General features: G+C 73.5%; 20 protein-coding genes. 6 read left to right on the forward strand and 14 right to left on the reverse strand.

Features of this window, described 5'->3' with window-relative positions; translation table 11 throughout:
* Nucleotides 1-14: 14 nt before the first annotated feature.
* From ACGF0J_RS36705 to ACGF0J_RS36740, 8 genes are all read right to left on the reverse strand, one after another.
* A complete protein-coding gene (locus ACGF0J_RS36705; RefSeq protein WP_393153680.1) occupies nt 15-656 on the reverse strand; it encodes an adenosylcobinamide amidohydrolase in 642 nt (213 codons plus the stop codon).
* Nucleotides 653-1,426 (reverse strand): ABC transporter ATP-binding protein, encoded by a 774-nt coding sequence (locus ACGF0J_RS36710; RefSeq protein WP_393153682.1) that lies wholly within the window; start codon nt 1,424-1,426, stop codon nt 653-655. Before ACGF0J_RS36710 ends, ACGF0J_RS36705 begins: the two co-directional genes overlap by 4 nt.
* Entirely contained in the window at nt 1,423-2,616 is a 1,194-nt protein-coding gene (locus ACGF0J_RS36715; protein ID WP_393153684.1) for a FecCD family ABC transporter permease, read from the reverse strand. The genes ACGF0J_RS36710 and ACGF0J_RS36715 overlap by 4 nt, the downstream gene beginning before the upstream one ends.
* A complete protein-coding gene (locus tag ACGF0J_RS36720; protein WP_393153686.1) occupies nt 2,616-3,584 on the reverse strand; it encodes an ABC transporter substrate-binding protein in 969 nt (322 codons plus the stop codon). Before ACGF0J_RS36720 ends, ACGF0J_RS36715 begins: the two co-directional genes overlap by 1 nt.
* A gap of 211 nt (nt 3,585-3,795) precedes the next feature.
* A complete protein-coding gene (locus ACGF0J_RS36725) occupies nt 3,796-4,656 on the reverse strand; it encodes a Gfo/Idh/MocA family protein (RefSeq protein WP_393153688.1) in 861 nt (286 codons plus the stop codon).
* A 139-nt stretch (nt 4,657-4,795) separates the two neighbouring features.
* Nucleotides 4,796-5,989, reverse strand: a complete 1,194-nt coding sequence (locus tag ACGF0J_RS36730; protein WP_393153690.1) for a cytochrome P450 — start codon at nt 5,987-5,989, stop codon at nt 4,796-4,798.
* A complete protein-coding gene (locus tag ACGF0J_RS36735; protein ID WP_393153692.1) occupies nt 5,986-6,942 on the reverse strand; it encodes a phosphotriesterase in 957 nt (318 codons plus the stop codon). Before ACGF0J_RS36735 ends, ACGF0J_RS36730 begins: the two co-directional genes overlap by 4 nt.
* Nucleotides 6,927-7,703 carry a phytanoyl-CoA dioxygenase family protein gene (locus tag ACGF0J_RS36740; protein ID WP_393153694.1) on the reverse strand — a complete coding sequence of 259 codons (777 nt, stop codon included), beginning with the start codon at nt 7,701-7,703 and terminating at the stop codon, nt 6,927-6,929. Before ACGF0J_RS36740 ends, ACGF0J_RS36735 begins: the two co-directional genes overlap by 16 nt.
* Before the next feature lie 85 nt (nt 7,704-7,788).
* Here ACGF0J_RS36740 and ACGF0J_RS36745 point away from each other — a divergent pair, with 85 nt between their 5' ends.
* Together ACGF0J_RS36745 and ACGF0J_RS36750 are read left to right on the forward strand one after the other, a co-directional pair.
* Complete coding sequence (locus tag ACGF0J_RS36745; RefSeq protein ID WP_393153696.1) at nt 7,789-8,703, forward strand: TIGR03621 family F420-dependent LLM class oxidoreductase; 915 nt, start codon at nt 7,789-7,791, stop codon at nt 8,701-8,703.
* 37 nt (nt 8,704-8,740) lie between these two features.
* Complete coding sequence (locus tag ACGF0J_RS36750) at nt 8,741-9,331, forward strand: histidine phosphatase family protein (protein ID WP_393153698.1); 591 nt, start codon at nt 8,741-8,743, stop codon at nt 9,329-9,331.
* Here the strand turns inward: ACGF0J_RS36750 and ACGF0J_RS36755 are convergent.
* The 4 genes from ACGF0J_RS36755 to ACGF0J_RS36770 form a co-directional block, all read right to left on the reverse strand.
* Nucleotides 9,318-10,091 (reverse strand): hypothetical protein, encoded by a 774-nt coding sequence (locus ACGF0J_RS36755; RefSeq protein ID WP_393153699.1) that lies wholly within the window; start codon nt 10,089-10,091, stop codon nt 9,318-9,320. The two genes, ACGF0J_RS36750 and ACGF0J_RS36755, sit on opposite strands and share 14 nt — an antisense overlap.
* 51 nt (nt 10,092-10,142) lie before the next feature.
* Entirely contained in the window at nt 10,143-10,409 is a 267-nt protein-coding gene (locus ACGF0J_RS36760) for a hypothetical protein (protein ID WP_393153700.1), read from the reverse strand.
* 88 nt (nt 10,410-10,497) lie between these two features.
* Nucleotides 10,498-10,734: a DUF397 domain-containing protein gene (locus ACGF0J_RS36765; RefSeq protein WP_101783248.1), complete on the reverse strand. Its 237-nt coding sequence runs from the start codon at nt 10,732-10,734 to the stop codon at nt 10,498-10,500.
* Nucleotides 10,735-11,556, reverse strand: a complete 822-nt coding sequence (locus ACGF0J_RS36770) for a helix-turn-helix domain-containing protein (protein WP_393153745.1) — start codon at nt 11,554-11,556, stop codon at nt 10,735-10,737. It lies immediately after the preceding gene.
* Nucleotides 11,557-11,787: 231 nt separating this feature from the next.
* Between ACGF0J_RS36770 and ACGF0J_RS36775 the strand changes: the two genes are divergently transcribed.
* Nucleotides 11,788-12,282, forward strand: coding sequence for an ATP-binding protein (locus ACGF0J_RS36775; RefSeq protein ID WP_393153701.1), 495 nt, complete (start codon nt 11,788-11,790; stop codon nt 12,280-12,282).
* A 78-nt stretch (nt 12,283-12,360) separates the two neighbouring features.
* Nucleotides 12,361-14,784, forward strand: coding sequence for a helicase-associated domain-containing protein (locus tag ACGF0J_RS36780; RefSeq protein WP_393153702.1), 2,424 nt, complete (start codon nt 12,361-12,363; stop codon nt 14,782-14,784).
* A 97-nt stretch (nt 14,785-14,881) separates the two neighbouring features.
* Here the strand turns inward: ACGF0J_RS36780 and ACGF0J_RS36785 are convergent, their stop codons facing one another.
* Nucleotides 14,882-16,135: an ArgE/DapE family deacylase gene (locus tag ACGF0J_RS36785; protein ID WP_393153703.1), complete on the reverse strand. Its 1,254-nt coding sequence runs from the start codon at nt 16,133-16,135 to the stop codon at nt 14,882-14,884.
* A 122-nt stretch (nt 16,136-16,257) separates the two neighbouring features.
* Between ACGF0J_RS36785 and ACGF0J_RS36790 the strand changes: the two genes are divergently transcribed.
* Nucleotides 16,258-16,578: a GroES family chaperonin gene (locus tag ACGF0J_RS36790; protein WP_393153704.1), complete on the forward strand. Its 321-nt coding sequence runs from the start codon at nt 16,258-16,260 to the stop codon at nt 16,576-16,578.
* Here ACGF0J_RS36790 and ACGF0J_RS36795 read toward each other — a convergent pair whose 3' ends face one another.
* Nucleotides 16,579-17,034 carry a TIGR02611 family protein gene (locus tag ACGF0J_RS36795; protein ID WP_393153705.1) on the reverse strand — a complete coding sequence of 152 codons (456 nt, stop codon included), beginning with the start codon at nt 17,032-17,034 and terminating at the stop codon, nt 16,579-16,581.
* Between the two features lie 162 nt (nt 17,035-17,196).
* Here ACGF0J_RS36795 and ACGF0J_RS36800 point away from each other — a divergent pair, with 162 nt between their 5' ends.
* A complete protein-coding gene (locus ACGF0J_RS36800; protein ID WP_393153706.1) occupies nt 17,197-18,093 on the forward strand; it encodes an aryldialkylphosphatase in 897 nt (298 codons plus the stop codon).
* The last annotated feature ends 1 nt before the right edge of the window (nt 18,094 follow it).

Raw genomic sequence — 18,094 nt, forward strand, 5'->3', positions numbered from 1 at the left:
CGCATTCGTGACCGTCAGTCACGGACGTGCCACTCCTCGGCGCCACGGCGGACGGCCGCGTGGACCGCGCGGGCGAGGCGGGAGCCCCAGGTGGAGCGGGGCCCGGCGAACGGCTCCTGCGGCCCGTCCGCGCGCACCGCCACGCAGACCGCGTCCGAGGCGGTGCCCGTGCCCGGGTAGCCCACCTCCACCAGGGCCTGGGTCTTGGCCTCCGTCACCGTCATGACGGCGTTGACCAGGGCGGCGTCGGTCATCGCGACCGGTAAGGCGGCGATGATGTTGATCGTGCCCGGGCGGGGCGACAGCATGGGCGCGAGCTCCGGGTCGGCGGCGCCCTCGGGGGCTGCGGCCCAGGTGGGGACGCGCAGCCCGACCGTGGCCACCGCCCGCGCCCCCGCGTCCTCCGCCGTGACGTGACGGCCGACCTCGGCGGCCGTCATCATGCCCACGCCCTCCCCCGCGGGGGCCAGCGAGGCGAGGTGGTCGGCCGGGTCCATGCGCGCGTAGCCGGCGACGACCTGGGCGTTCAGCACCCAGGCGCGCGACCCGATGCCGCCGCCGAGGATCGCGGAGGAGATCATCCGCCAGCCCGGCCCGAACTCCCACAGCAGCGCGCCCAGCCTGACGCCGTCCTCGACGCGGTGGGTGAGCTTCACGGTCCTCCCCTGACGAGCTGGACGACGGGCCGGCCGCCGGGGCCCGGCTCGACGGTGACCTGGGCGCCGAAGTGGGCGCCGACGAGGGCCTCGGTGAGCACCTGGCCGGGTTCGCCGGCGGCCACGGCCCGGCCCGCGGCGAGCAGGAGCAGCCGGTCGGCGTACAGGCCGGCGACGGTCAGGTCGTGCAGGGTGGTGACGACAGTCAGCCCGTCGGCGAGGCGCAGCCGGTCGAGGAGTTCGAGCACCTGCTGCTGGTGGCCGAGGTCGAGGGCGGTGGTGGGCTCGTCGAGGAGGAGCACCGGCGCCTGCTGGGCCAGCGCCCTGGCGAGGACGGCGCGCTGGCGCTCGCCGCCGGACAGCTCGCCGGCGCGGCGCGCCGCCAGGCCGGCCAGGTCGAGCCGGTCGAGCACGGAGGCGGTGATCTCCTTGTCCCGGCGGCTCTCCCGGCCCAGGTAGGGGATGTACGGGGTGCGGCCCAGCAGGGCGTACTCGAAGACGGTCATGTCGGGCGGCAGGGCGGGGTTCTGCGGCGCGTACGCCACGAGGCGGGCCCGCTCGCGCGGCCGGAGGGCGGCGGCCGGCCGGCCGTCGAGCGTGACCTCGCCGCGGTGGGCGACGAGACCCATGACGGCCTTGACGAGGGTGGACTTGCCGGCGCCGTTAGGGCCGATGACGGCCAGCCACTCGCCGTGCCGTACCCGCAGCCCGACCTCGGTGAGCACCTCGCGCCCGCCGAGGCGCACGGACAGGGCGGTGGTCTCGATCATGTGGCGGCCTGCCGGGTCATCCGCAGCACGGCGACGAAGAACGGCGCGCCGACGAACATGGTCACGACGCCGATGGGCAGCTCGGCCGGGGCGAGGACGGTGCGCGCGATCAGGTCGGCGACGACGAGGAACGCCGCGCCGCCGACCAGCGACAGCGGCAGCACCAGCCGGTACGAGCCGCCGGCCAGCCGCCTGACCACGTGCGGCACGACGATGCCGACGAACCCGATGAGCCCGCTGACGGCGACGGCAGCGGCCGTGGCCAGCGAGGCGGCGAGCAGGACGGCGAAGCGGACCCGGCCGGCCCGCACGCCGAGGCTGGTGGCCTCCTCGTCGCCCACGGACAGCACGTCGAGCATCCTCCCGTGCAGGAGCAGCAGCACGGAGGAGACGGCGGCGTACGGCAGGACCAGCCAGAACTGCGCCCAGCCGCCGCCCACGTCGCCGAGGATCCAGGCGTAGATCCGCTGCAGCTCCTCGACCTTGAACTGTTGCACGAACGTCTGGATCGCGGTCAGGAACGAGGTGACGGCCACCCCGGCGAGGACGAGCGTGGCGGTGCCGCCGCCCGTGCCGCCGCCCGTGCCGCCCGCCCGGCCGGCGGTGTTGCCCAGCGCGTACGCCAGGAGCACCCCGCCGACGGCCCCGGCGAACGCGGCCACCGGGATGGTGGCGGCCGGGGCCGGCAGCAGCACGATCGTCACCGTGGCCGCCAGCCCGGCGCCGGCGGCGGCGCCCAGCAGGTACGGGTCGGCCAGCGGGTTGCGGAACACGCCCTGGTAGCCGGCCCCGGCCACCGCCAGCAGCCCGCCGACGACGGCCGCCACGAGAACTCGGGGCAGCCTGATCTCGTACAGCAGGCCCTGCTCGACCGGGGCCAGGCCGGAATCGGCGTGCACGAGCGGCAGCCAGTCGACGACCTGCAGCACCACCTGCCCGGGCGAGATGTCCGCGGCGCCGCCGAGCAGGCCGGCCACCATGCAGACGGCCAGCACCGCCAGCGCCCCGGCCACCCACAGCGGCCCGGCGGCGGACCGGCGCGCGAGCCCGCCGGGGGCGCCCCCGGGCGGGCGCCGGTCCACCGGCCGGGGAGCCGCCTCGAACGCCGCGTCGGACATGGCACCGGACACGGCGCCGGACACGGCGTCCGGCGCCGTTCCGGGCGCCGCGTCGGGCACGGACTCGGGCACTAGGAGCCGGACGCCTTGGCGACGGCCGCGCCGATCGCGTCGGCGAGGTCCACGACGCGCGGCCCCCAGCGCGAGGCGATGTCGTCGTCGAGCTGCACGACCCGGTCGTTCTTGAGTGCCGACAGGTTCTTCCAGCCGGGCCGCTTGGCCAGGGTGTCCTTGCTCTGCCCGCAGCACTTGACGTCGGCCAGGAAGATCAGGTCGGGGTCGGCCTGGGCGATGAACTCCGCCGACAGCTTGGGGTAGCCGCCGGCCGCGTCGGGCGCCTTGTCGGCGATGTTGGTGAGCCCGAACAGGTTGTAGATCTGGCCGATGAACGTGCCGGACGTCGCCGCGTACGGCGTCTGGTCCAGCTCGTGGTAGTAGGTCAGCTTGCCGTCCTTGGGGGCGGCGGCCGCGAGCTCGGCGAGTTTCGTCTTCATGCCGGCCACGAGTTCGTCGGCCTTGGCGCGGTTGCCGGTGGCGGCGCCGAGGTCGGCGATCTCGTCGTAGGCGTCGTCCAGCTTGGCGGGGGCCGGTTCCTGCAGGACGGGCACGTTGAGCTTGCCCAGCTCCGCGACGACCTTGTCGATGTCGTCGGAGACGATGACCAGGTCGGGTTTGTGGGCGACGATGGCCTCGACGTTCGGCTTGAAGCCCGACAGTGCGGTCTTGGGCGCCTGCGGAGGGTGGTTGGACTGGTCGTCCACGGCGATGACCTGGGGGCCGGCGCCGATCGCGAACAGGGTCTCGGTGTGGGTGGCCGAGAGGGAGACGATCCGCTCGGGCTTCTTGGTCAGGGTGACCTTGCCGTTGGCGGCCTCGACGGTGACCGGGAAGCCGGCCGGGGCGGCGGCGGAGGGGGCGGCGGAGGGGGCGGCGGAGGGGGCGGAAGACGAGGGCGCCGGGGAGCCGCTCTGGCCGCAACCGGCCAGAACGACGAGCGTTCCCAGCAGCGCGCCCGCGAAGGCCGTGCGTACGGGCCTCACGAGTAGTCCTTTCACACTGTCGGAACCGAGAGACCCGCGTATCGTGACGGATCACCCTTTTCCACGAGGGTTGATGACGTCGGCGCAGAGGCAGGCGACCTGGCTATGACAGTTGCGGGACAGCGCCGGACTCGCACCGGACTTCGCTGCAGCACTGCGCGTCGGACAAACGCTATCAATGCCCCGTACGCCGCGCGCGTCAAGGGGCGGCTCACCCGGAGCGGAGCTGGCTCTCGGCGTCGGCGATGATCCGCTGGAGCCGCAGGCCGCGGGCGGCGTCGAGCGGGTGGCCGCCGCCCTGCCGCACGGTGCGGGCGAACTCCTCGGCGACGACGGCCAGCGCGTCGTCACCGGACGGCCGGAGCACGGCGCTGCCGCCGCGGCCGTGGACGGCGAACGACGACGGCGGCGTGTCACCGGGCACGGTCATGCACAGCGACGCCTCGCTGACGGCGCCGCCCTCGTGGTCGAGCAGCAGGCCGGTCCAGCCGAGCGGGTGGCCGTGCGCGCGCACGCCGGTGACGGGGCCGAGCGCGGCGTCGAGCAGGTCCACCACGTGCGGTCCGACGTCGAGCAGCGCGCCGCGGTCCAGCCGCCACGGCGTGGCGAAGGGGTGGTCGCCGAGCAGCACGCCCGAGATGTTGGCGGCGTGACCGCCGAACGGCTCGATCTCGGCGCAGCGGGCCAGGAACTCCCGGGTGCCGGGGGTGTAGCGCAGGGTGAGCATCATTTGCGAGGCCACCCCGGCCTCGGCGATGGCGGCGGCCAGCCGTTCGGCGTTCGCCAGGGAGTCGGCGAGCGGCTTCTCCAGCAGCAGCGCCTTGCCCGCCCGTGCCGCGCGGACGGCGAGCTCGGCCTGGACGGCGGGCGGCACGCAGAACGCCACGGCCTCGCAGGCGTCGAACAGCTCCTCGACCCGTTCGAACACGGGCGCGCCGAGCCGGGCGGCCGCCTCGGGGCGGCGCGCCCAGACCCCGGCCAGCCGGGTGTGCGGGCCGGCGGCCAGCATGGGGGCGTGTGCCATCTCCGCCCACGGTCCCGCTCCGACCAGTCCCACCGCCACAGGTTCCACGTGCCCCCCTTGGTTCGTCGTCAGGGAAAGCTTGCGGCTTCTGGGACGAATGACGCAAATGCGGCGCTATCCGGTTGAGGCTCGCCGCCACCGGCGGAGGGCCCCAGCCGACACGTCGCAGGCGAGGGGCGGCGGCCCGTCACCATTCCACCGCCAGCGCGGCCAGGCCGCGGCCGACGATCGAGCGGCGGTAGGCGATCGGCGCGCCCGGAGCGAGCCGCAGGCCGGGCAGGCGGCGGCCGAGCACGTCGAGGGCGGTGCGTAGCTGGAGCCGGCCGAGCGCGGCGCCGACGCAGAAGTGGATGCCGTAGCCGAACACCAGGTGGGCGTCGGCGTTCGGCCGGTCGATGACGAACCGCTCCGGGTCGGCGAAGACGGTCTCGTCGTGGGCGGCCGAGTCGGTGGACAGCAGCACCAGCGCCCCGCGCGGGATCGTCACGCCGTGCAGCTCGACGTCGGTCGCGGCGTACCGGAACGAGCCCAGCGAGGCCCCGTCGATGCGCATGCACTCCTCCACGGCGTTCGGGACGAGCGCGGGCTCGACCGGCCACGCCTTCTCCCGCAGCAGCCGCAGCACCGCGTTGCCCAGTTGGTTGGGGACGGTGTCGTTGCCGCCGAGCAGGATGGTGGAGATCAGCTCCACCACCTCCCGGTGGGTCAGCTCGCCGCCGATGAGGGAGGTCATCAGCGAGGTGAAGTCGTCGCGGGGCCGCCGGGCCCGGTCGGCGACCAGCCGGTCCACGTAGTCGAGGTAGGCGAGGAAGCTGTCGGCCAGTTCCCGTTGCCGTCCGGGCGGCTGCGGCGACAGGAAGAGCTGGAACCAGTCCTTGACGTGCGCCTGCACGAACTCCTCGTCCGCCTCCGGCACGCCGATGAACCGGGCGGTGAGCTTGATCGACGGCTCGTGCCCGATCTCGCGGACGAAGTCGGCGGCGCCGCGCGGCCCGACCCGGTCCAGCAGGTCCTCGTTGAGCCGCCGGAAGCGCCGCTCCATCGCCGCGACGGCCCGTGGCGTGAAGGCCCGGGACACCGAGCGCCGCAGCCGGGTGTGGTCGGGCGGATCGACGTTGGCCACGAAGCTCGACAGGAACGAGCCGTGCTCGCCCAGCCTGTCGCGCGTCTCCCGGGTGAGGCCACGCGAGATCGTCAGCGACCCCTTCGAGGAGAACCGCCGTGGGTCGCCGTAGGCGGCGCGCACGTCGGCGTGCCGGGTCAGCACGTACGCGCCGAGATGCTCGCTGCGGAAGACCGGCCGCTCCCGGCGCAGCCCGGCCAGGAAGGCGTACGGCGCGGCGACGTGCCAGTCGGAGCCGACGTCGAAGTCCTCGATCATGACAGGACCCTCCGGGGGTTGGCCACGAGCATCTGGTGGACCTGCTCCTCGGTGACGCCGCGCCTGCGCAGCTCGGGCAGGACGTCGCGGGAGACGTGCAGCAGGTGGTAGCCGGGGTGGCGGCGGCGCACCACCTCGGCGTCGAAGCGGTCGTTGAAGCAGTAGGAGTCGTGCCCCAGCACCATCCGGTCGGCGTGCCCGCGCGCGCACATCTCGGCCACGATCGCCACCCGGTCCTCGAACGGGCTGATGGTGTCGATGCCGAAGCGGTCCATGCCGAGGTAGGAGCCGCCCGCGACCAGCTCCTCCAGGTAGGCGACGTCGGTGGAGTCGCCCGCGTGGCCGATGACGACCCTGGTCAGGTCCACGCCGAGCGAGGCGAGCAGCCGCTGCTGCTCCAGGCCGCCCCGGGTGCCGCTGTGCGAGTGGGTGGTGATGGGCGCTCCGGTCTCCAGGTGGGCCTCGGCCACGGCCCGGAAGACGCGTTCGCAGCCCGGCGTCATGCCCGCGCGGTCGGTGGCGCACTTCAGCATGGCGGCCTTCACGCCGGTCCGGCCGATGCCCTGGGTGAGGTCGCGGACGAAGAACTCGGCCAGCCGGTCGGGCCCGCCGAACAGCGAGCCTGGCCCCCGGTTGGCGAAGTAGGGCGGCAGCGCGTCGTAGGTGTACAGGCCGGTGGCGGCCACGATGTTCACGCTGGTCAGCTCGGCCACCCGCTGCACCGCCGGCACGTACCTGCCGAGCCCGACGACGGTGAGGTCCACGATGGTGTCGACGCCCTCGGCCTTCAGCGCCTCCAGCTTGGCCGCCGCCTCCCGGGCCCTGGCCTCCTCGTCCCAGCCCTCGGGGATGTCGGGCCAGTTCCACAGGATCTCCGGGCTCAGGCCGAAGACGTGCTCGTGCATGAGCGTCGCGCCCAGGTCCGCGACGGGCCCTGTCACGGTCTCGGGCACGGGAACCTCGGGTGCTCGAACGGCTCGTTGACCCGCAGGCCGAGCCCGTCGGTCTGCGGGTACGGGGTGCCGGTGTAGCGGGCGTCGGCGTCGAAGTAGGTGACGGTGAACGACAGGCGGGGCGTGTCGCGACGGTTGGCGGGCGCGCCGTGCACGGTCAGCGCGTGGTGCGCGGTGGCGTCCCCGGCCGCCAGGTCGAGCGGCGGCGACAGCTCCAGTTCCGTCAGCCACGGGTGCTGGGTGAGCTGGTCGTCGCCGGGGCGGGTGAAGCTGCGCCCGAGCAGCCCGTGGCGGTGGGAGCCGCTGTAGAAGCGCAGCGAGCCCATGTCCGCCGGCACGTCGGCCAGCGCGAGCCAGACCGTCAGCATGGCCGAGCGGTCCATCGGCATCCAGGGGAAGTCCTGGTGGAACTCCGTCGCGCCGTGCTCGCCGTGCTCGCCGGGCTCCTTCACCAGCAGGTTCGTCACCTGGACGCGGACCGCTCGCACCCCGCGCAGCAGCCGGGCGGCGTTGCCGCCCATCCGGGGGTGCAGCGCCAGCGCGCGGAACGCCGCGTCGGTCTCGGCGATGTCGCGTGCCTGGCCGAACGCCCGGTCGACGAGCGTGGCGCGGGCCCGCTCCCGCTCGCGCAGGCGGCCGGTCGCCCGTTCGCGCAGCGCGGTGACCGTCTCGGGTGCGACCAGCGCGGGCAGCCGGGCCCACCCGTGGGCGTGGAAGAAGGCCACCTCGTCGTCGGTGACCTGGCGCACCGGGATGTCCATGGCGACAGTGTGGCATCTCAACCAAGCGCTTGGTAAGACGTCGGACGTACACTCTGCCCAAGCGCTTGGTCGAGAGGGAGGTCCGGTGGTGCGGCGGTTCAGGTTCGGCGCGGTGGTCCGGCACGCGGCGTCCGGCACGGAGTGGGCCGAGAAGGCCAGGCGGCTGGAGGACGCCGGCTTCGACGTGCTGCTGGTGCCCGACCACCTCGTCGGCACGCGCTTCGCGCCCGTGGCGGCGCTGACGGCGGCGGCCTGCGCGACGACCCGGCTGCGGGTCGGGACGATGGTGTTCGCCAACGACTTCCGGCACCCCGCCGTACTGGCCAAGGAGGCGGCCACGCTCGACCTGCTGTCCGGCGGGCGGCTGGAGCTCGGCATCGGCACCGGCTGGATGGCCGCCGACTACGCCTCGGCCGGGCTGCGGCTGGACCCGCCCGGAGTGCGGGTCGGGCGCCTGGCCGAGGCGCTGGCCGTGCTGAAGGGGCTCTGGGGAGACGGCCCGTTCACCTTCGACGGCGCCCACTACCGCGTACGCGACCTGGACCAGCGGCCCCGGCCCGCGCAGCGGCCGCATCCCCCGCTGCTGCTGGGCGGGGGCGGCCCCCGGATGCTGCGCCTCGCGGCGCGCGAGGCGGACATCGTCCACCTGACGATGCGGACAAAGAGGGACGGCAGCGGCCCCGACGAGCGCGACGGCGGCCTGGAGGCGTTCCTCGGCAAGCTCCGCACCGTCAGACAGGCGGCCGGCGACCGTTACGACCGGCTGGAACTCGGCACGAGCGTCATGCAGGCCGGCGAACTCAGGGCCGACGAGACGTGGAGCGCCGCCGACAGCGCCCGCCTGAACGGCACCCCCCAGGTGCTCCTCGGCACCCGCCGCGACATGCTGGACCGGCTCCGGCACTGGCGTGACGAGCACGGCGTCTCCTACTTCGTCATGCACTACGAACGCGACCTGGACGCCTTCACCCCGCTCGTCGAGGAGTTGGCCACCCCCTGATCGGCCGCGCCGCCGGGCGTACCGGGATGATGGGGGCATGGACGAGATGTTGCTCCTCAGGCACGGCGAGACCGAATGGAGCCGCACCGGCCGGCACACCGGGCGCACCGATGTGCCGCTGACCGCGCGCGGCGAGGAGCAGGCGCGCGCCCTGGCCCCGCTCGTCAAGGGCGTGCCGTTCGACCTGGTGCTCGCCTCGCCCGCGCAGCGCGCCCGCCGCACGGCGGAGCTGGCCGGGCTGCCGGAGCACGAGGTGGACCCCGACCTGTGGGAGTGGGACTACGGCGGCTACGAGGGCATCACCACGCCGGACATCCGCCGGACCCGGCCCGGCTGGTACCTGTGGCGCGACGGTGTGACACCGGGCGGCGAGCAGCATCCCGGCGAGTCGGCGGCGCAGGTGGGAGCACGCGCCGACCGGGTGATCGCCCGCGCCCGGGCGGCCGGCGGCCGGGTCGCGCTGGTGGCCCACGGGCACCTGCTGCGGGTCCTCGCGGCGCGCTGGCTCGGGCTGCCGGCCACGGACGGGCGGCTGTTCAGGCTGGAGACGGGCACCTACTCGCGGCTCGGCTTCGAGCACGGCGAGCCGGTCGTCCTCACCTGGAACGCCCCCGTCAACGACTCCTGATCTCCGCTCCGGGGGCGCGGGGGGCCATCCGGCTGCCGGGGAAGGGCGCGAGCAGCGTCTCGCGCCACGGCCCGGCGAGGAAGTCGCGGGCCCTGTCGTCCCAGGCGAGCAGCCGCCCGTCGGGCCGCACCTCGTCGTCCAGTCCGAGTGCGGCGTCGCGGGCGCGCCGGGCGGCCAGGTGGTCGTCCAGCGAGACCGCCCACAGGGTGACGGCCTCGGTGTCGCAGTACAGCACCTCGTACAGCCCGGCCAGCCGGTGCCCGTGCTCGGCGAGCACGGGCGCGCGCTCGGCGCGCACCGCCTCCAGGTAGCCGGGGGCGGCGCCGGGCCGCACGGTCGCGCTCTCGAAGACGTAGAACTCGGCCGGCGCGACCTCGGCCGGCGCCGGGGTGCCGCGCACGGCGCCGAGCGGCCGGGAGAACGCCGAGAAGCGCAGGTCGTCGATGTCCGACAGGAACAGCCGGTCGTCCACGCCCCGGTAGATGTCCATCATCTGCCGCCAGCCGCCGTCCCAGCCGCCGTGGCACTCCCACAGCGTGACGACCTTGAACTGCGGATGGCCGGTGATGCCGACGGCGTAGAACGCACCGGCGAGGTCGATGTCGCGGGACCGGATCGACATGCCGGAGGTCAGCGCGGGCGTCTCCCTGGTCTCGTCCTCGCGCTTGTAGCGGGTCAGCCAGGTCAGGTACTCCAGGGGGCGGCGGGAGTTCATCGGCCGGAAGTCGACCTCTTCGAGAAGGAATATCCCGCGTCGCACCGCGCCTCCCTGAACCAAGCGATTGCTCGGCTATGGAGCGTAGCACAGCGGTCAGGAAAGCCCCTCGACCGGCTGCGGGCCCCGCCCGGTCAGCCACTCCAGCACCCGCCGGTGCCCGGAGGCGGCGTCCTCGAAGTGCCCCCAGTGCCAGTAGCGGGGATGGTCGCGCACACCCGTCACCCAGGTGCGGTAGGAGACCGCCCCGGCGGAGCCGCCCGCGCCGGCGGGCGCGACGCCGTAGGTGCGGATCACGACCTTGCCGCCCGGCGCGAAGAGCACGTCGTCGGCGACCGGGTAGAGAGTCATCTGGTCGAGCATGGAGCCGATCATGCCGACCCGGCGAGGCGAGACGATTACGCCTCCGGCGCGCCCCTGTTAAGGGGACGCGCCGGAGGTGAACAGGCTGTTACACCATCAGGCCGTCGAACTCCCCGTCCTTCACCCCGAGCACCAGGGCCCGGATCTCGTCCCGGGTGTAGATCAGGGCGGGCCCGTCGGGGAACCGGGAGTTGCGCACCGCCACGCCACCGTCGGGGAGCTCGGCGAGCTCCACGCAGTTGCCCTGCGAGTTGCTGTAGCGGCTCTTGCGCCAGGCGACCTGCTTGAGGTCGGTCGCGGGCATGCCGTTGTAGGTCTGCTTCATCTACATCTTTCTGAGAAGACCGCCGATGAGCTCGACGGTGCCCCCGGGCGTGGTGCTCTCCACGCATAACTGCTCCATGGCCGTGAGGTACGGATCGACGTCCTCACGCTTGTCCAGGTACAGGGCACCCCAGAGCTGCTCGACATAGACAACGTCCGACAGGTCGGACTCCGGAAACCGCAAGATGCTGAACGCGCCCCCTTCAGCGGCGTGCATGCCGAACCTGAAGGGCATCACCTGCAGGGTGATGTTGGGCAGGGCAGCGACTTCCAGCAGGTGCTGGAGCTGCCGGTACATGACCTCTCGCCCGCCGATGATCCGCTTGAGCGTCGCCTCGTCGATGACCGCCCACAGCCGCGGGCCGTCCTTCTGGGTGAGGCGCTCCTGGCGCTGCATGCGCAGATGCACGCGGCGCTCGATCTCCTCCGGAGTGTCATCGGGGTTGCCGAGCTGGAACACCGCACGCGCGTAGTCCGCCGTCTGCAGCAGGCCGGGCACGAACTGCACCTCATAGGTGCGGATCAGGCTCGCGGCCTCTTCCAACCCCACGTACGTGCTGAACCACGACGGCAGGACGGCCGAATACTTGTGCCACCACCCGGGGGTGTTGGCCTCGCGGACCATCTCCAGGAGGGCTCGGCGCTCGGCGTCGTCGCTGACGCCGTACAGGGTGAGCAGGTCCTCCACGTCACGTGTCTTGAACCCGACACGGCCGAGCTCCATACGGCTGATCTTGGACTCGGACGCCCGGATGTGGAATCCGGCCTGGTCGCGGGTGAGACGCTTGGCCTCACGCAGACGCCTCAGGCTGGCGCCGAGCATGATGCGCCGAACGGTCGAACCAGAACCGGGCGGATCGAGGGACACGCGCTGCTCCTTGGTTGTTTCCTTAACTCATAGTCTGTCACTTCACGGCCGAAAGATCATGGGCCGCGGCCAAGATCCCCTTTCCCGCCACTTTGACCATTTGAGGGAAACCGTAGCGCCTGCACGCATCCTCTGCACGTGCATTCGCTCTTGCACCTGCACGAGAGTGTGACGCAGAATGATCTAGTGCAATCCACCCTGGCGCCCGGCCAATGGACCACGTTCGACTGGTGGCCCCCTCTCGGCTGGTGGCCGGAGGCGGCACGAGACCTGCTGGTCCCCGGCCCGTCCGCGAGCGCCACGTTCGTCCTCCCCCCGACGCCCGCCTCCGTGCACGCCGCACGCAGCTTCACCGCCGGCGCGCTGGCCGCCTGGAAGCTGACGGAGCCGGCCGAGAACATGGAGCTCGTCATCTCCGAGCTCGCCACCAACGCCCTGCGGCACGGCCTGCACGCGGCCGAGTCGGGGCGGCGGCCCTCGGTGCACCTGTCCCTCGTCCGCCGGGGCCCCCTGGTCACCTGTGCGTTCACCGACCCCGCCTCGACGGTGCCGGCGCTGCGCTACCCGGGGCCGCTCGACGCCGGCGGGCTGGGCCTGCACATCGTCGATTCGCTCAGCCTGCGCTGGGGCTGGTCGGCACTCGCCCCCCAAGGGAAGATCGTCTGGGCAGTCCTCTCCTGACGGTCGGTGATCTGCACTACCGTGGATGGCCATGGCTCACGGTGAGTCCCCCGCGCGACCCCATGAGAGTGCGTACCGATGGATGATCACCTGCTCGGCTGGCTGCGGACCCTCGACGAAAACAGGCTCGGACGGATCCTCACCAACCGGCCCGACGCCATCGCACCGCCGTGGCCACGGCGGCTCGACATGCTCGCCCAGCGGCTGGGCAGCGGGTTCGCCGTGATGGAGGCGCTGCGCGGGCTCCCCTCGCCCTGCCTGGAGCTGGCGCAGGCCTGCCTGGTCGTGCGGCCCGCCACCCCCGAACGGGTGGCGGCGCTGCTCGGTGCGCCGCTCGACGAGGTGACCCCGTGGCTGGACCGGCTCTGTGACCACGCACTGGCCTGGCCGGACGCCGACGGCGTGCTCCACCTGGCGGAGGCCGTGTCACGCTGGTGGTCGGCTCCCCTCGGCCTCGGCGAGCCGCTCGACCACTACCTCAACTCCTGGACCGTAAGTAACGACATGGTGCGCACGCTGGCCCGGGGCCTCGGCATCCCGTCGCAGGGCAACAAGCGCCGCGTCATCGCCCGGGCCGGCGAGGTGCTCGCCGACCCCGCCCACCTGACCGCGTTGCTGCGCCACGCCCCCGAGGGCACCCGCGAGCTGCTCGACCTGTTCGCCTGGGACGGCCCGGCGCGCGACGTCGACGGCGGCCGGTTCGTCGTCCCCGGCACTCCGGAGAAGTGGAGCGCCGACCGCGGGCTGCTCTACCGGCCGAGCTGGCACGTCGCCGAGATGCCGCGCGAGGTCGCCCTGGCGCTGCGCGGACCCGGCTACCACGCGCCCTTCACACCGGAGGCGCCCGAGGTGGCCACGATCCCCGTAGACCCCGAAGAGGTCGACCACCTCATGACGCTGGCCGCCCCGCACGCGGTCGAGCGGTGCGCGGCACTGCTCGACAACACCTCCAAGACGCCGCTGCCGCTGCTCAAGACCGGCGGCGTGGGCGTGCGCGAGGTGCGCCGCGTGGCCAAGGAGACCGGCTGCGACGAGGACGAGACCCGGCTGCTGCTGGAGATCTGCGCGGTGGCCCGCCTGCTCGCCTGGGACGAGGAGTCGGGGGGCATGGTGCCGACCGAACGCTTCGACCGCTGGCGGCTCGACGAGGGGTCGGCCCGGCTGCGCGTGCTGCTGTCGGCGTGGTGGCGGATGGAGCGCTCGTCGCTGCGCCGGATCGACGGCAAGTACGGCACGGTGCTCGGCGACGACCGGGGCGGCGCCGACGTGGCCCGCGTCCGCCGGGCCGTGCTGACGGTGCTCGCCCACCTGCCCTCCGGCACGGCCCTGTCCAGCGTCGGCGCCGACCGCGACAGCCTGGTGCGCCACGTCCACTGGTGCGCCCCGATGCTGGACCGCGCGCTGCTCGCCGAATGCGCCCCGGCGGTGCTGGAGGAGGCGCGCCTGCTGGGGCTGCTCGGCAACGACGCGCTCACCGACCTCGGCCGGGCGCTGGCCGGGCTGGCCGACCGGGCCGGCGACGAGAACGACGACTCCGTGCCGGTGGTGGAGCACGATCCGATGCTCGTGGAGGCGTCCACCCGGGCGCTGGCCAGCGTCCGGCGAAGCGCCCTGTTCGGTCCCGACCTGACCGCCGTGGTGACCGGACCGCCGGCGGCGGAGCTGGCCGCGCTGCTCGACCGGGTGGCCGAGCGCGAGTCACGGGGCGCCGCGTCGGTGTGGCGGTTCACGCCCGAGAGCGTGCGCGGCGCGCTCGACCTCGGCTACGAGGCCGGCGAACTGCTGGAGGAGCTCGCCGCGGTCGGCACGGTCCCGCAGGCCCTCGACTACCTCGTGCACGACGTGGCCCGGCGGCACGGCGAGGTGACGGTGCGCACCGTCGGCTGCGTCGTGCAGGCGTCCGACCCGGGACTGCTCGCCGAGATCGCCGCGCACCGGCGGCTGGCCCGGCTGGGGCTGCGCCTGCTCGCGCCCACGGTGCTGGTCGGCGCGGCCGACGCCGAGCGCACCCTGGCCGCGCTGCGCGACAACGGCTTCTCACCGGTGGCCGTGGCCGACACCGGAGAGATCGCGATCCGGCGCACCCGGCCCGAGGAGCCGCGCGGCGGCGCGGGCGGCCGGCTCGTGCTGCTGCCGGGCGGGCAGGTGGCCGAGCTGTCCGAGACCGCGGACGCGCTGCCGCACGGGGTCGCCGAGCCGGCGCCCGACCCGTACGAGCACGCCCGCCGCCTCGTCGCAGCCGGTCAGGCGGCCGATCAGGCCGGCCGCACCTGGGCCGTCATCGGGCGGATGGCCACCCGGCTGCCCACCGCCCAGCAGTCGCTGCTCGGCTTCGTCGTCGACCGGGGCGTACGCGCCGCCATCACGCTGACCGGCGGCCTGACCGCCACCATCAGTCACGGCGAGCTGCGCGGCGCCGCCCTCGACGCGTGGTGCGAGGAGGCGGGCGACTACCTGGAGTTCCCGCTAGCGGAGATCGTCGAGGTCAGGGGCGCTCACTAGCCTTCTTCAGGTTGGCGACCAGCTCCTCCAGGGAGGCCGCGTAGCACCGGCCGGTTCTCCGAGCCCTTCAGCAGCACCGGCCGGTTCTCTGCGCCCTTCAGCTGACGCCGCAGCGGCGCACCGCGAGCAGGGCCAGGGCGCGGGTCACCTCGCGCAGCTCGCCGAGGCTCACCTGCTCGCGCGGCGCGTGCGCGTACCGGACGTCGCCGGGCCCGTAGTGCAGCGTCGGGATGCCGCCCGCCGCGTACAGCCGCAGGTCGCTCCCGTACGGCGCGGCGGCCTCGCGCGGCGAGGTGCCGCAGACATCGGCGACGGCCCGGTTCATCTCCCCCAGCAGCGGATGCCCCGCGGGCAGCCGCCCGCTGGCGAACTGCCCGCCCGGCCAGGTCACGACCGGCGGGTGGTCGCGCAGCCACGGGCTGGCCACGCCCAGCACCGCCTCCTCGAACGCGGCCCGCGCCGCGGCCGGGTCCTCGTCCAGCCGGACGCCCATCCTTCCCTCGGCCACGAGCAGGTCGGGCACGCTGCTCGCCCAGTCGCCGGCGCGCACGGTGCCGATCTCGATCGGGTACGGCAGGACGTTGTCGCCGAACACGGTCGGCACGTCGCGGTTGCGCTCCTCCTCCAGCCGCCTGATCTCCTCGAACACCGGCCAGAACACCTCGACGGCGTTGACCCCCTCCAGGCGGGCCCCGCCGTGCGCGGCCAGCCCCTCGATCTCCAGCCGGAACGTCAGCGCGCCCGCGTTGGCGGTGATCACGGCGCCGCTGGTCGGCTCGGTGATCACGGCCGCCTCGGCGGTGTGACCCCGGGCCAGCGTGGCGAACGCGCCCAGCCCGCCGTCCTCCTCGCTGACCACGCAGTGCACGGCGAGCGGCCGGGCGAGCCGTACGCCGGAGCGCCTGATCGCCCGCACCACGGCGAGGTTGGCGGCCAGGCCGGCCTTCATGTCGCAGGCGCCCCTGCCGTGCAGGACGTCGCCGGTGATCCGCGCGGCGAACGGGTCGCCGCCCTCCCACTTGGCCAGGTCGCCGACCGGCACGACGTCCACGTGACCCTGCAGCGCCAGCGCGGGCACGCCCGCTCCCGCGGTGACCCCGACGACGCCGTACGCCTCGGTGCGGGGAGCCTCGGTGGCGGGGCAGTCGTCGCGCCGTCGGAGACCGTCGAGGTCGATCTTCCAGACGTCCACGTCCAGGTCGGCCTCGGTGAGCATGCGGGCCAGGCGGTGCTGCAGCTCCGACTCGGCGTCGGTGCCGGTGATGCTGGGCACCCGGACGGTCTCGGCCAGCAGGGCGACGGTGTCGGCCTCGTCGATGGCGTCGAGGACCCTGGCTTCCACGTCGTGCATGGGGTCAGCCTCTCACGGCGTGCCTCTGGGTGGTGATCGGCGGCGACCCGGGTCCGGCGCGTACGGCGCGTCCGGCGCGTACGGCAGGGCGACGGCGTCGCGGCGGATCGTAAACTTGACCCGTGGAACAGCCCAAGTTCGAGATTCAGATGCTGCACGACCGCGTGATGATCCGCCTGGAGCAGAATGCCGAGGAGCGGCGCAGCGGCTCGGGGATCGTCATCCCGGCCACGGTCAAGCTGGCCAACCGGCTGGCCTGGGGCGAGGTATGCGGCGTCGGGTCCAACGTGCGCTCGGTCAAGGTGGGCGACAAGGTGCTGCTCAACCCTGAGGACCAGTTCGAGGTGGAGCTGCACGCGCAGACCTACCTCGTCATGCGCGAGCGCGACCTGCACGCCGTGGCCACCCAGGAGACCGACCACGGCACGGGGCTCTACCTGTGATCAGACGAACCGCTGGGCGTACATGAGCAGGTCGATGCCGAGGGTTTTCATCCCGAAGTAGACGATGGCGGTCGCCGCGCACACCGTCACGACGAGCACGATGATCCGCACCGTCCAGCCCTGCCGCTTGTACCACTCGGTCCAGGCGTGCAGCATGCGCTTGCCGAACTCCAGCACCCGGTGCGCCCAGTGGAACTCGGTGGCCAGCACGGCCAGGCCCGCGAACACCACGAGCCAGCCCGGGCCGGGGAACGGCACCATGATGAGCCCGCCGACCACCATGATCGTGCCGATGACCCCGATCACGATCTTGAGGGTGAGCGCCCCCGTGCGGGTGGATCGGATGCCGTCGAGCCAGCCGTGCAGGCCGGTGCGGCGCCGTGGCATGCCGGACCGCCCCGCGGCCTCGTCCTTGACCACGTCGGCGTCCCCTGTGTCGGAATCTTGGATCGGCACGGTACCCCCGGACGTTCGATGTGCTTCCCAAGAATACGGCCCATCCGCCGGGCGAGGACGGCCAGAAGGGTCATGACCCGCAAACTCGGACACAAGTAAAATCTGATGCTCAAATCTGCGGATACCTCCACCGATCGGTTAATGTCTCCTATGCCCGAGGTCATGCTTCGCACCGTCACCGGCCCCGTCCGCGCCGCCTCCGTCGAGGGTGCCGTCCTCCCCCACGAGCACCTGCGCACCGACATGCGCTGGGCGGTCGGCATCGACTCCGACCCGCACCGATGGCTCGACGAGGAGCACACCGTCACCGCCGAGCTGCACGAGGTACGCCAGTCCGAGGGGCTGAACCTCGTCGTCGACCTGACCTCCGCCGGGATGGGCCGCGACGCCGCCGCCCTGGCGCGCGTCGCCGCGGCGAGCCGGGTACCGGTGATCGCCGGGACGGGCCTGTTCGCCGAGCCGTTCACCGAGATCCGCGACGCGGACGTGGACACGCTCACCGCGACGCTCATGCGGGAGATCTCCGACGGCCTCGACGGGACCGGGGTGTTCCCCGGCGTGATCGGCGAAGTCGGCTGCTGGGCGGCCGCACCGACGCCCGCCGAGGAGCGCGCGCTCGTCGCCGCCGCCCGCGCGTCGGTGGCCACCCGCCTGCCGGTCGCCACCCACGGCCGCGACGGCCTCGGCATGCTGGAGCTCCTGCTGGGCAACGGGGTGCCGGGCACGCGGGTGAGCGTCGGCTACGCGGGCGCCGACGTGCCCACCGCGCGCAAGATCGCCGAAGCGGGCGCGTACGTGAGCGTGACCGCGCTCGGCGCGGGCGTGGAGCGGGCCGCGAGGATCGCCCTCGACCTCGTCGAGGAGGGCCACGCCGAGCGGCTGCTGCTCAGCACCGGCCTGAGCCGGATCGCCCAGGTCACCAAGTACGGCGGGCCCGGCTACGGGCTGCTGTTCCGTGAGCTGCTGCCCCGCCTGCGCGAGGCCGGCGCCGGCGAGGACGTCATCCGGCTGATCACGCACGACAACCCGCTGCGCTGGCTGACCAGCGGCTACGCCTGAC

The organism is Nonomuraea sp. NPDC047897 (assembly GCF_043204415.1).
Lineage (GTDB): Bacteria > Actinomycetota > Actinomycetes > Streptosporangiales > Streptosporangiaceae > Nonomuraea.

Excerpts from the sequence above, each read along its gene's own strand:
- ACGF0J_RS36770 (WP_393153745.1), bottom strand. The coding sequence starts at position 11,556 with ATGCTCGGCGCCAGCCTGAGGCGTCTGCGTGAGGCCAAGCGTCTCACC.
- ACGF0J_RS36765 (WP_101783248.1), bottom strand. The coding sequence starts at position 10,734 with ATGAAGCAGACCTACAACGGCATGCCCGCGACCGACCTCAAGCAGGTC.
- ACGF0J_RS36780 (WP_393153702.1), top strand. The coding sequence starts at position 12,361 with ATGGATGATCACCTGCTCGGCTGGCTGCGGACCCTCGACGAAAACAGG.
- ACGF0J_RS36760 (WP_393153700.1), bottom strand. The coding sequence starts at position 10,409 with ATGCTCGACCAGATGACTCTCTACCCGGTCGCCGACGACGTGCTCTTC.
- ACGF0J_RS36800 (WP_393153706.1), top strand. The coding sequence starts at position 17,197 with ATGCTTCGCACCGTCACCGGCCCCGTCCGCGCCGCCTCCGTCGAGGGT.
- ACGF0J_RS36785 (WP_393153703.1), bottom strand. The coding sequence starts at position 16,135 with ATGCACGACGTGGAAGCCAGGGTCCTCGACGCCATCGACGAGGCCGAC.
- ACGF0J_RS36710 (WP_393153682.1), bottom strand. The coding sequence starts at position 1,426 with ATGATCGAGACCACCGCCCTGTCCGTGCGCCTCGGCGGGCGCGAGGTG.
- ACGF0J_RS36730 (WP_393153690.1), bottom strand. The coding sequence starts at position 5,989 with ATGATCGAGGACTTCGACGTCGGCTCCGACTGGCACGTCGCCGCGCCG.
- ACGF0J_RS36740 (WP_393153694.1), bottom strand. The coding sequence starts at position 7,703 with ATGGACATCCCGGTGCGCCAGGTCACCGACGACGAGGTGGCCTTCTTC.
- ACGF0J_RS36750 (WP_393153698.1), top strand. The coding sequence starts at position 8,741 with ATGGACGAGATGTTGCTCCTCAGGCACGGCGAGACCGAATGGAGCCGC.